We start from the raw sequence: 13,679 nt of genomic DNA, 5'->3' as shown, positions 1-13,679 counted from the left end.
GCAGCGAGATGCATGCACGGCTAAGCCAGCGAGCCTACTGCTAACGGGTGCCGCCCATAAGTCATCGCAAAAAAAAAGAGGCACCTTTCGGTGCCCCTTTTTCCACCCTTCACGACAAGCCATCACGCCGCCAACGGTCGTTTGCCCAACACCTCCCCCAGATTGCGATCAACTCGCCCATCCACCAACTGCCACAGCACCTGCACCAATTGCTCGTTCAGCAGACCCACCGCATCCTCAGCGAATGCATCGAGTCGGTAGTCAAAGCGCAGCTGCAATTGGCCTTTCAGCTCCACATACAGCGTTAGCGGGGTATTGGCCTGTTCGACACTGTTCATGGCCTGCAAGCGCAAGCCGCGGCTGTCACCGCTCGCTTGTGCGGCGCTGACCGGATAGTTCTCGAAGACAATCACGCTGTCGGTCAGCGCACCACCAAGGCCTGCCCAGCCTTCGATCTCACCTGGCGCGTTGTAGCCATGCTCGCGCACTCGCAGGTTGCGCGTCTGCAAATCCTGCAGCCAGTCGCCCAGCCCTTGTAGACGATCTATTTCGGCCACCAGTGGCACATCGTTGATATACAGGCCCAGCTGCCGCTCGATATCGCGCAAGTGCGGCGGTCGTCCAGACAAGGTCACGCCGCAGGCGACTGTCGATTCACCCGTGTGATGGTGCAGCAGCAACAACCAGGCGGCCTGCATCAGCGTGTTGACGGTGATTTTCTGCCGGCGGGCAAAACTGGCAACCTGCTCGGTCTGCAGTGCGTCAAAGCGGTAGGCCAACTCGCCATGCCCTCCTCCCGCTGCCGCAGTGCGACCGATCGCGCAGCGCTGCAGCAAGGTCGGCGTGTGCAACGAGGCCAGTTGGCCTTGCCAGAAGTGCTGATCGGCAGAACGGTCACGGCTTTGCAGCCAGGCAATGTAATCGCGATAGCCACCACCACTGCGCACCAGCGCCTGCCCGGTGTAGGCAGCCAGGACATCGTTGAACAGCTGAAAACCACTCCAGCCATCCAGCAGAATATGGTGATTGGTACACAGCAACCGATAGCGCGCGCCACCGCGGTGAATCAACACCAACCGCAACAACGGCTCAGCATCCAGTTCAAACCCACGCAGGCGCTCATCATTGGCCAGCTGTTCAAGCTGAGCAGTGCTCAGTTCGCAACCATCCACCTGCCGCAACGGCAACCGCACCTGGCGATGCACCACCTGCACCGGAGCAGCCAACGGCGCCGCCCAGGCAAATCGGGTACGCAGGATCGGATGATGATCCATCGCCGCCTGCCAGGCCTGGCGCAGCCGCTCCGGGTCGACGCCATCGAGGTCCATGCACATCTGGTTGACGAAGTCGCCCGCCACCGCGTCATGCAGCTCATGTTGCAACAGGTACTGTTGCATCGGTGCCAGCGGATAGATGTCTTCGATGGCCGCAGGCGCGACGCCAAGTGCGTCCAGCTGGGGCTGCGCAAGACCGGCCAAAGGGAAGTCGGATGGGGTGACGCCGGCGTGGCGCTCGTCGCAGCAATGTTCGATCAGCTCGGCCAGCGCCTGCACATAGGCATCCGCCAACGCCTGCATCGGCGCAGGGTCGAACATCGCCTGGCTGAAACTCCAGTCCAGGCGTAGATGGCCGTCATACACCTTGCCACTGATCGACAGCCAATTGCCCAGCGGCGCCTCAGCGCTGGAATCGCTGCCATGGGCTTCGCTGGCCGGGCTGAACAAGGCATCATCCTGGCTGAAGCTGCCGTCGAACTGGCCGAGGTAGTTGAAGGTGATGCGCGGTACCGGCAGCGCAGCCAGTTGCCGACGAGTGTCCGCCGAACCGAGGTAACGCAGCACGCCGTAGCCCAAACCTTTGTCGGGGATGGCGCGCAGTTGTTCTTTGATGGCTTTGATAGAGCTTGCAGGATCGTTAGCCGGTGTCAGCTTCAGCGGAAACACCGAGGTGAACCAGCCGACTGTGCGGCTGAGGTCGATGTCGTCAAACAGCGCCTCGCGGCCATGGCCTTCGAGCTGGATCAAGGTCGAGCCGGCGCCGGTCCACTGGCCCACCACCTGGGCGAGCGCGGTGAGCAGCAGGTCATTGACCTGCGTCCGATAGGCTGCCGGCGCTGCCTGCAACAGGCGACGGGTCTGTTCGGTGTCGAGCTGGGCGTGCACGCTGGTGGCATCGAGGCCGCTGGCGATCGCGTTGGCTGCAACACCGGGCAGACCGGTAACCGCGCCGCTGAGCTGGCTGCACCAGTAATCCAGTTCGGCTGGCGCGGCGGCGCGCTGCGCATGAGTCTGCAAGCGCTCGGCCCAGCGTTGATAGGCGCTGGATTTTGCCGGCAGGTGCACTGGCTGGTTTTGCAGCGCTTGCTGATAGGCCCGTTGCAGGTCTTCGAACAGCACCCGCCAGGACACGCCGTCGACCACCAGGTGATGCACCACCAGCAACAAGCGCTGGCTGCCATCAGCCAAGGTCGCCAGCACTGCCCGCAACAACGGCCCGGCAGCCAGATCAAAACTGCGCTGGGCAGCTTCGCAGCGTGCTTGCAGTTCAGCGGTATCGGCCACCTCAACCTGCCACAGCAGGCTCTGAGCGACGTCTACGTCACGGTAGTGCGCCTGCCAGCCATCGGCTTGCTCGACAAACGCCAGGCGCAACGCATCGTGTTGTGCGACCAAGGCCTGCAGCGCCTGCTCCAGCGTGGCGGCCTGCAATGGCTCACGGCCTTTGAGCAGTACCGACTGGTTCCAGTGATGCCGGCTCGGGATCGGCTCCTCGAAGAACCACTGCTGCACCGGCAGCAGTACCTGCGCACCGGTTACCGGGCCTTGGTCGATCTGCTCGCCCTCACCCACTTCAGCGACGGCAGCCAGCGCCTGAATGGTTTGCTGCTCGAACAGGTCCTTAGGCGTAAAGCGAATCGACGCCTGCCGCGCACGGCCAACCAGCTGCAGCGAGATGATCGAGTCGCCACCGAGTTCGAAGAAGTTGTCGGTGACGCCAACCTGCTCGACCTTGAGCACCTCCTGCCACAACGCAGCCAGCGTGCTTTCGACGTCATTGCGCGGTGCCACGTAGCTGCGCGCAGCGTGGTCAACCGTCGGCAGCGGCAAGGCCTTGCGGTCGAGCTTGCCATTGGGTGTCAGCGGCAGTTGCTCGAGCAGCAGCCAATGCGCGGGCAGCATGTAATCGGGCAACGCGGCCTTGAGTTCGGCCTTGATCGGCTCGAGCAAGGCTGCATCGGTATGCGCCTGGCGTTGGCCAGCGGCGGCCACCAGATAAGCCACCAGCCTGCGCCCTTGTGCAGTTTCCTGCGCCAGCACCACGGCTTCGCTGATGGCGGCAAAGCCCATCAGGCGCGCTTCGATCTCGCCTAGCTCGATACGGAAGCCACGAATCTTGACCTGGTTGTCGATGCGGCCGAGGTACTCGAATACCCCCGCCTCGTCCTGGCGTACCACATCGCCGGTGCGGTACAACCGTGCACCGGCTTCGCCGTAAGGATCGGGCACGAAGCGCTCGGCACTTTGTCCAGGGCGGTTGAGGTAGCCGCGAGCAAGCCCGGTGCCGCCGATATACAACTCACCCGCCACACCGACCGGCAACAGGTTGAGGTCGGCGTCGAGCACGTACGCGCTGCGCTCGCCCACGCAACTGCCAATCGGTGCATAGGCCGCGCTGCAGACGTCATTCAAATCAGTGCGCCAGACCATCGGCGTGACCACGGTTTCGGTCGGGCCATAGCCGTTGATCATCATCTTCGGTTTGAGCACCTGCTGCACCAGCTCGAAGCTGGCCTGCGGCATGGCATCGCCACCAAAGCTGTACAGGCGCATCGGCGGTGGATTGCCGACCCGCTGCACGTGCTCGGCAAGCTGGTGCAGATAGGCCGGCGGGAACCCGGCCATGGTCGCGCCGTACTCGCGCAGCGCCTCGCAGGTCTGCTCCGGGGTCCACAGGCTGTCGTCGCGCAAGAGGATGCTGCTGCCATGCAGCAAGCCGGTCAGCCAGCGTTCATGAGCGCCGTCGAAGGCGAACGAGAGGAAGTGCAGCTCGCAATCGGCCGGCGTCATGCGATAGGCCTCGCCGGTGCTGCGGCAGTGCATCGCCAGCGGCCCGTGGGCGACAGCGACGCCTTTGGGGCGGCCGGTGGAGCCTGAGGTGTAGATGATGTAGGCCAGGCTTTCGGGCGCAACCTCGACGGCAGGTGCGCTGCTCGCGTGCTGGCTGAGGTCAAGGCTGTTCAGCTCGAGCACCGCCAGCCCCGGCGGGATCGGCAGTTGCGCGCGCTGTGGCGCCTCGGTCAGCAGCAGGCTGATGGCGGAATCTTCCATCAAGTACGCCAGACGCTCTCGCGGATAGCTGAGGTCCAGCGGCACGTAGGCGCCACCGGCCTTGAGCACGGCGAGCAGGGCCACCAGCAAGCCGTCACTGCGCGGCAACGCCACGCCCACCCGCAGCTCCTGGCCGACGCCGCGGGCGATCAGCTCATGGGCCAAACGGTTGGCACGCTGGTCGAGCTCGCCATAGCTGAAACGCTGGCCATTGAAGATCAGTGCCTGACGCTCTGGCCAGGCGCCGGCCATGGCGCCGATACCCAGGTGTACCGGCGGTTCGGCGAAGCGTGGCCAGTCGTGGCACAGCGCAGCGCGCTCCGCTTCGGTCAGCAGTTCGATGCTGGCCAAGGGGCGCTCGGCGTCGACCATGAAGGCGGCCAACAACTGCAACAGATGGCCATTGAGACGCTCGATGGTGACGCGGGTAAACGCTGCGCGGTCGTAGCCGTAGCTGATACTCAGGCGGCGTTCGGCTGCAACTGCCACGGCCAGCGGATAGTTGGTCCGTTCGCGGCTGGCGACGTCGCCAAAGCGCACGCTGCTCTCGGCTTGTTGGCCCAGTGCCTCGGCCACGGGATAGTTGTCGAACACCAGCAGGCTGTCGAACAGTGCCTCGCCGCCGGTGCCGGCCCAGCGCTGGATATCGTTAAGCGGCGTGTGCTCGAACTCACGCAGGGCGAGGTTTTCGGCCTGGACGCTGTGCAGCCAGTCGCCGACGCGCTGGCCTGCCTGCGGGGTGGCAATGACCGGCAAGGTGTTGATGAACAGCCCGACCTGTTGCTCGATCCCCGGCAGCTCTGCCGGCCGCCCGGCCACCGTGGCGCCAAAGGCCACGCTGGCTTGGCCGGTATAGCGCTGCAACAGCAGCAGCCAGGCCGCTTGCACCAGGGTGTTGACGGTGACTTTCTGTTGCCGGGCAAACGCCTGCAGGTGCTGGCTGTTGGCTTCGTCCCAGTCATGGTGAAACTCGCCATGGCCCCTCGCACCCGTGCCCCGGTCCAGGCTACCGGCCAACCGGGTAGGCTCGTCCAGGGCCGTCAGGCGCTGGCGCCAGAAGCTTTCGCAGGCGGCGCTGTCCTGGCGCTGCAGCCAGCCGATGTAGTCGCGATAACGACCAGGCTGACGAGCCGGCTGCAGGCCGTGATAGCGCTGCATCACTTCGCTCATCAGCTGCGAACTGCTCCAGCCGTCCATCAGGATGTGATGGTTGGTGTAGATCAGGTGCTGCTTGTCGCCGCCCAGTTCCAGCAGGAGCAGACGCAGCAATGGCGCCTGATCAAAGCGCGAACAGGCCAGCCGCTCGGCAGCGGCCAATGCCTCCAGATCCACGCCTTGGCCATCGAGCACCTGCAACGGCAGCTCGACCTGACGATGGACAATCTGCACCGGCTCACTCAGCTCGCCCTGCCAGTGGAAGGACGTGCGCAGGATGTCATGGGCTGTAATTGCATCCGCCCACGCCTTGCCGAAACGCTCGGCGTCGAGGCCTTGCACCGGCACCTGCAGCTGATTGACGTAGTCGTCCGAGGCTTGCTGGTAGAGGGTGTGAAAGAGCATGCCCTGCTGCATCGGCGCCAGTGGATAGAGGTCGGCGATGGCCCGCGGTGCTACCGGCAAGGCGTCCAGTTGGGTTTGCTCGAGCGCCGCCAGCGGGAAGTCGGACGGCGTTACTCCGCCGTTTGCCAGCTGGCAGCAGTGTTCGATCAGCGCCAGCAGGGTCGCCTGATAGTCGTCGGCCAGCCGCTGCACCGTGGCATCGTCGAACACCTCGCTGCTGAAGCTCCAGCTCAGCGCCAACTCGCCGCCGTAGACCTGGCTGTTGAGGGTCAGCCAATTGCCCAGCGGGGCACGGCTGTCGCGCTCGTCCCCGGCGTTTTCCGCTGCCGGCGCAAACAGCGAATGCTCGTCGAAGCTCTGGTCGAACTGGCCCAGGTAGTTGAAGGTGATCGCCGGTTTCGGCACTGCCGCCAACGCGGCGCGGCAGACATCGTCACCGAGATGACGCAGCACACCGAAGCCCAGACCATTGCCCGGCACCTGGCGCAGTTGCTCCTTGATTGCCTTGATCGAACTGGCGATATCGTCGGCTGGGGCCAGACGCACGGGGTACAGGCTGGTGAACCAGCCAACCGTGCGTGACAGGTCGATTTCAGGGAACAGCTCTTCGCGGCCGTGCCCTTCCAACTGCACCAGCACCTCAGGGCGACCGGTCCAGCGGCAGACCATTTCGGCCAGGGCCAGCAACAGCAGGTCGTTGATCTGCGTGCGGTAGGCTCGTGCAGCGTCCTGCAGCAGGCGGGTGGTGGCCTCGCGTGGCAGGCGGGTGTTGATAGCGCGGCCATGGCAGGCCAGGTTGGCGCCGTGTGGGCGGTCCAGTGGCAGGCTGGCATCAGCGTCACGCAAGCGTTGCCAGTAGGCCAGTTCAGCCTCGGTCAGCGGGCCGCGGGCATGCTCGCGCAGGCGCAGGGCCCAGCTCTGGAACGCGCTGGTCTTGGCCGGCAGACGCGCCAGCGTGCCCTGTTGCAGATCCCGGTACAGCTGCTGCAAGTCTTCCAGCAACACCCGCCAGGACACGCCATCGACCACCAGGTGGTGGATCACCAGCAATAGCCGCTGGCTGCCATCGGCAAGGTCCATCAGCACCGCGCGCAGCACCGGGCCGTTGCTCAGATCCAGACTGGCTTGTGCACGCTGGCCCAGATCGCGCACAGCGGCTTCGTCGGCCACGGCTTCGTGCCACAGGCAAGCCTCGATGCTGTCGACGTGGCTGGCCTGCCATTGCCCGGCAACCTGCTGATAGCGCAGGCGCAAAGCGTCATGGTGCTGTTGCAGGGTGCTCAGTGCCTGGGCCAGCAGTGCCACTTGCAGCGGGCTGCGTGGCGTCAACAGCACGGACTGGTTCCAGTGCTGCAACTGCGGGATGTCGCTGGCGAAAAACACCTGCTGGATCGGCGTCAGCGGCATCTCGCCGCGCACTGGGCCCTGGTCGATCTGCAGCACTTGGATACAGCTGGCAACGGCTGCCAGCTCAAGGATGGTCTGGCAGCGGAAGACGTCTTTGGAGGCGATATGAATGCCCGCCTGACGCGCCCTGCCGACCATCTGGATGGCGATGATCGAGTCACCGCCAAGTTCGAAGAAGTTGTCGCTGATGCCCACCCGCTCGACACCGAGCAGCGCTTGCCAGATTTCTACCAGTTGACCTTGGACGTCGTTGGCGGCAGCGCGATAGTCGGCCTGGCTGCTGACGTCGGGTTGCGGCAGTGCCTTGTGATCCAGCTTGCCGTTGGCGGTCAGCGGCAGCGTCGGCAACAGCAGCAGATGGCTCGGCACCTGATGCGCTGCCAACTGCTCGCCCAGCCACTGACGGATCCCGGGCAGATCGGCCTCGGCGGCGACCAGATAAGCCACCAGCTGTTTGCCGGTCGGGCCGTCCTGAGCAACCACGGCGCATTCACGCACCTGTGGGTGGCTCTGCAGGCAGGCCTGCACCTCGCCAGGTTCGACCCGGTAGCCGCGAATCTTGACCTGGTGATCGACCCGGCCAATGAACTCCAGAAGGCCATCGGCGCGGTAGCGCGCCTGGTCACCGGTGCGGTACAGCCGCGCGCCATCGGCGCTGAACGGGTTGGGCACGAAGCGCTCGGCGGTCATGCCCGGACGCAGGTGATAGCCACGGGCGACGCCGGCACCGCCCAGGTACAGCTCACCGGCACAGTTCACCGGCAGCGCGCCAGCATCACTGTCGAGCACATAGGCGCGCAGATTGGCCAGCGGCCGCCCCAGCGGCAGGCGTGTAGCGTGCGCCCAGTCGCCATCGAGGCTTTGGGTGATGGCGCCGACCGTGGTCTCGGTCGGGCCGTAATGGTTGACCACGCAGCAGGCCGGGGCCAGCTGCTGGATGCGTTGCAACAGGCTTGGCGGGCAGGCTTCGCCGCCCAGCACCAGGCACTGCCGGGGGATGACTGCGGCGTTATCTTCGCCAAGCAGCGCCGCCAAGTGCGACGGCACGATCTTCAGCACATCGATCTGTTCGTTGTGCAGATAAGCACCCAGGGCGCTGCCATCGACCGCCATGTCGTTGTCGATCAGGTGCAAGGCCTGGCCGTGGCACAGCGCGCCAAACAGCACGGTATGACCAAGGTCAGCGGCCATGGTCGAGACCAGCGCCATGCTCCGCGCCTGAGTGATCGGCAGGCGTTCGCCGATGGCTGCAACGTAGTTGGCCAGCGCGCCGTGGCTGACGGTGACGCCCTTGGCGCGACCGGTGGAGCCGGAAGTAAAGATGACATAGGCCAATTGCTGCGGGTCGCTGATCGGCGCCAGCGCCCAGCCTGCGCCGGACAACGCCTGGGTCGGGTCGGGCAGCAGTTGCTGGTGGACGCCGGTCAGCTCGGCAAAGCGCTCAGCCAGCGGCGCCTGCACCAGCAGGTGCTCGAGGGCGCTGTCGGCTATCATCTGGTTGAGACGTTGCTGCGGGTACTCGGGCGCCAGCGGCACATAGGCGCCGCCGGCCTTGAGCACTGCCAGCAGGCCGACGACCATCTCCAGCGAACGCTCGGCAGCGATACCGACCAGTACATCGGCGCCCACGCCCTGCTCGCGCAAGCGCCCGGCCAAGGCTTCGGCCTGGCCGTCGAGCTGGGCATAGCTGAGGCGCCGTGCGCCTTGCACCACAGCGATGGCCTCAGGTGTGGTTTGCGCATGGGCACTGATCCGCGCTGGTACATCGAGGGCGCGCTGCTGCAACGTGCCGCCTTCGGCCCATTGCGCTAACTGCTGTTGTTCTGCAGGGCTGTACAGCGCTAGGTCGCCAATCGCCTGCTGCGGATCGCGCAGTGCATCAGCGAGCAGATTGCGCCAGTGTTCGGCTAGGCGGGCAATGGTGCTGGCGTCGAACAGATCAGTGGCGTACACCAAGGCTGCATACAAGCGGCCATCGGCTTCGCGGGTGCTCAGGGTCAGGTCGAAGCGCACCGCTTCATGCCCGCTGCCCTGCACCTCGACGGTCAAGCCCGGCAATTCCAGGCGGCCGGCGTCGGCTGCGTCGACCAGATGGTTGTAGAGCACTTGAAACAGCGGGCTACTGTCCAGATTGCGCTCGGGTTGCAGGGCATCGACCAGTTGTTCGAACGGCGTGTCCTGATGCGCCTGGGCCTCGAGGACCCGGCTTTTGACCTGGGCCAGCAGCGCGGCAAAAGTCTGCTGGGGCGTGATATCAGCCTGTAACACCTGCGTGTTGACGAAAAAGCCGATCAACCCCTCGACTTCAGCGCGAGTACGGTTGGCCACGGGCGTGCCGACGCGGACTTGAGCGGCGCCACTGTAACGGTGCAGTACGGCCTGGAAGCTGGCCAGCAGCAGCATGAACAGCGTGCTGCCGGTCGCCGCCGACATAGCGCGCAGGCGCGCGCCAAGGGCTGCATCGAATTCGATTTCATGGCGCGCACCGCGGTTGCTGCGGCTGGCCGTGCGTGGCCGGTCCAGTGGCAAAGCCAGCTGCACGTGCTCGCTACCGAGTCGCTCGCGCCAGTAGGCCAGCTGCCGCTCGCCCTCACCGGCCTCCAGCCACAGCCGCTGCCAGTGGGCGTAGTCGGCGTAGTGCACGGCCAGAGGCGGCAGCGCAGCGCGCTGGCCGTGCAAGGCCTGGCGATAACCTTCGCTGACTTCGCCAACCAGGATCGGCAACGACCAGGCATCGCAGACAATATGGTGGCTGCAGAACAACAGCACATGCTGCTCGGCATCGAGCTTGATCAGCGTTGCCCGCAGCAGCAAGTCACGCTCCAGATCGAAGGGCTGCTCGGCCAGCGCCGTCATCTGTTCGGCCAATAGCGCTTCGGCGCCCTCACCCGCGGCACTGAGGTCGAGCCGGGTCAGGGCAAACTGACGCTGCGGGTGGATCACCTGCAACACCTGCTGCTCGTGCCAGCGGAAGCTGGTGCGCAGCACTTCGTGCCGCTCGATCAACTGCCCGATCGCCTGCTCCAGCGCGGTGCTGTTCAGCTGTCCACGCAAGCGCAGCTGCGCGGGTTGGTTATAGGCGCTGGACTGCGGGTCCAGTTGCCATACCAACCACAGCCGCTGTTGCGCATACGAGGCCGGCAACTCGCTGATGCCCGCCTCGCGCGGCGGAATCGGCAGAATATCCAGCGACAGCCCCTGGGCGATCATCTTCGCCTGCAGGGCGCTGCGTTCCGCTGGGCTGAAGCCGGCAAAGCGTTTGGCCAGGGCCAACATCCGATCGGGTAGCTGACTCATTGCTGCTCAGCCTCGGCGAACAGGGCTTCGAGGGCATCGAGCTTGTCTTCGTTGACTTCGTTATCGCGGTGCAGCTCAACCTGCTGGGCCAGCAACTCGACGGTTTCACCTTCGAAAAATGCGCGCAGCGGCAGGTTGATATTGAGCTCGCTGTGTACCCGCGAGCGAATCCGCGTGGCCAGCAACGAATGCCCGCCGAGGGCGAAGAAGTTGTCGTGGATACCGACTTGCGGCAGCTCCAGCGCCTCCTGCCAGATGCGCGCCAGCGTCTGCTCCAGCTCATTGCGCGGTGCGACGTAGGCCTGACCGCGTTGCTCGCGGGCACTCAGCGCGTTGCGGTCTAGCTTGCCGTTGGGGGTCAACGGCATGCGCTCGAGCGCGTTGATGAAGGCTGGCACCATATGCTCGGGCAATTGCTCGCGCAGCAGCTCCAGCAGCGCCGCTTCACTGGCATCGGCAGGCGCGTCGGCGTGCAATACCACATAGGCGGCCAACTGCTTGCCGGCTGCGGTATCGCGGGCAACCACCGCCGCTTCGCGGACACGGCTGTCAGCGCCGAGACGCGCTTCGATCTCGCCCAGCTCAATACGAAAGCCGCGAATCTTCAGCTGGAAATCGAGGCGTCCAAGGTAGTCGAGCACGCCGTCCGGGCGGCAGGCCACGCGGTCGCCGGTGCGGTACAGGCGCGCCCCGGGTACTGCCCCGTGCGGGTCCGGCAAGAAGCGGCTGGCGGTCAGGCTCGGCCTTGCCAGGTAGCCGCGGGCCAGGCCGGCGCCGGCGATATACAGCTCACCCGGGCGACCGAAGCCGACCAGTTCGCCCTGCTCGTCGAGCACCTGCAAGCGGGTGCCGGCAATCGCCGTGCCGATCGCCACGCGCTCGGCCAGCACGGGCTCGGCAACTGCCTGGGCAGTGCACCAGACGGCGCTCTCGGACGGCCCGTACTCGTTGACCAAGAGTGTCTGCGGCAAGCGTTGCTGGTGGCGTTCGCTGAGCTCGACCGGGCAGGCCTCGCCGGCCACGATCACGCAGGCCAGGCCGGCGTCAGTTGGCAGTGCTTCGAGGATCTGCGCATAGAACGATGGCAGCGCGAGGAAGTGCGAAATTTGCTGGTCGGCAACCTGCTGGGCGATCTGCAACGGGTCTTTGTGTGCCTGCTCGGCCGGCAGGCACAAGCTGCCGCCTTGAGCGAGGGTCCAGAAAATGCCGGCCACCGAGCTGTCGAACGAGAACGACGACAGCATCAGGAAGCGTTGGATCGGTTCGCGGTAGAACTGCAACCGCGCCTGGGTCGAGGCACAGGCGTTGGCATGGCTGATCATCACGCCTTTGGGCAGGCCGGTGGAGCCGGAGGTGTAGATCACATAGGCCAGATCGTCGCTGTGAGTGCTGGCCGGCAGCGGGCTGGCGTCGCCCTCCTCCAACGTCTGCGCGGTCACTTCCAGCTGCACGGTTGCAGCGGGCAGCGTCAGTGCTTCAGGCAGCGCCTGCAAGCGCACCAGGCAGCGGACGCCAGCGTCTTCAAGCATGAAGCTCAGCCGTTCGTGCGGATAGGACGGATCCAGCGGCAGATAGGCGCCGCCAGCTTTGAGAATGGCCAGCAGGGTCACCACGATTTCCACTGAGCGGCCGCCGTAGACGCCCACCAGGGCATCACGGCCGACACCTTCGGCTTGCAGGCGCCGCGCCAGGCGGTTGGCCTGGCGGTCGAGTTCGGCGTAGCTCAGCTGGCGGCCTTCAACCTGCAAGGCGATGTGCTGCGGATGCAGCGCGGCGCGGCGTTCAAACAGTTGGTGCAGCAGTTGCGCCTGCGCCGTCTGCAGGCTGGCACTATGGTCCAGCGCCGCCAGCACCTGCTGCGACTGGCCGGCATCGAGCGTGGCGATGTCGCTGACGGGGTGCTCAGGCGCGGCCGCAGCCCCGGCGATGAACACAGCAAACTGGGCCAGCCAGGCATCCAGCAAGCCCGGTGCGAGCAGGCCGATCGGGGCCAGTAGTTGCAGAATCAGTTGCTGACCGCAGCGGCGCGCCTGCAGGTGGAGTTTTTCGGCTTGAGCGGGATCTTGCGCCAGCACCAGATCGTGCTCAGTCTCCAGCTCGATGTCAGCGCCAAGCAGCAACGGGCCGGGCTGGTCCAGATTGCTCTCGAACAGCTCCACTTCATTGAAGCATTCAAGCCAGGAGCGGCTCTGCGCCAACTGCTGGGCAAAGCCCTGCAGGTGCTCACGCACAGACTGCTGCGCCGGCACCTCTGCGGCAACCGGCAGACGCCGAGCGAAGTGGCCCAAGGTGGCGAGCAATTGTTCGTTGCGACCGTCCACCAGCAGGCTCAGCAAAACTCGTTGCTCGCCCAGCAGGCCGCCCAGAAAACCTGTCCATAGCCCGCCAAGCGCTACCTGCGCCGGCAGCCCAAGCTGCGCCGCCAAGCCAGCCACGGTCGCCAATGGCAACTCCAGACGGCTCGACTCCCGCTCGCCGCCCAGGCCAACCCGACGCTCGAATGGCAGCTGCGGGGCATGAGTAAATTGCGCCAGCAGACCGCGCCAATGGGCCAGGCCCTCTTGGCCCAGTTGCTGCTCGGCAAGCTCCTCCTGCCAAGCGGCGTAGTCGGCATATTGCAAGGCATCGAATTCAGGCAATGTCTGGCCCTGGCCAAGCGCCGCCAGTTCATCAGCCAACAGGCGCAGGCTGGTCCGGTCAAGGCTGGCCAGCGGCGCGGCGAGCAGCACTTGCTCAGCCCAACGCACTGCCACCAGCGGCGTCTCTGCCAACGCTGCGCGAGCCAGCTCGCGGGCGTGCTCAAGGTCAGCCGCGTGCATCAGGCGTACCTCGGCCTGCGCGCTGATCGCCTGGGCGGGCAACTGCAGGCCAGGCACCTGGGTGTAGCGAGTGCGCAGGATTTCGTGGCGCTCGGCCAGTTGCAGCAGCGCGGCGTGCCACTGCGCGTCGTCACCGACAACGCTGGCAGGCAGCTGCAGGGTGGCCAGCAGCGGGCGCCCGGCATTGCGTTCGGCGCGCAGCAGTGCGGCTTGCTGGGCGGAGGTCTGGAAGATTTCTGCTGGAGTGCTGTACGTCATGCTGATGTCC

2 protein-coding genes are annotated in these 13,679 nt (G+C 65.4%); both read right to left on the bottom strand.

What is annotated here, in order from left to right; genetic code table 11:
* Positions 1-122: 122 nt before the first annotated feature.
* On the bottom strand, positions 123-10,592 hold the full coding sequence (locus K3F44_RS04355; RefSeq protein ID WP_220633393.1) for a non-ribosomal peptide synthetase: 10,470 nt from the start codon (positions 10,590-10,592) through the stop codon (positions 123-125).
* Positions 10,589-13,669 carry an amino acid adenylation domain-containing protein gene (locus K3F44_RS04350; RefSeq protein WP_220633392.1) on the bottom strand — a complete coding sequence of 1,027 codons (3,081 nt, stop codon included), beginning with the start codon at positions 13,667-13,669 and terminating at the stop codon, positions 10,589-10,591. The genes K3F44_RS04355 and K3F44_RS04350 overlap by 4 nt, the downstream gene beginning before the upstream one ends.
* Between the last annotated feature and the right edge of the window lie 10 nt (positions 13,670-13,679).

The sequence above is a fragment of the Pseudomonas sp. S07E 245 genome, from assembly GCF_019599025.1.
Taxonomy (GTDB): Bacteria; Pseudomonadota; Gammaproteobacteria; order Pseudomonadales; family Pseudomonadaceae; genus Aquipseudomonas; species Aquipseudomonas shirazensis.
The sequence above is the reverse complement of the archived record's forward strand: the minus strand, read 5'-3'. Positions and strand labels throughout refer to the sequence as shown.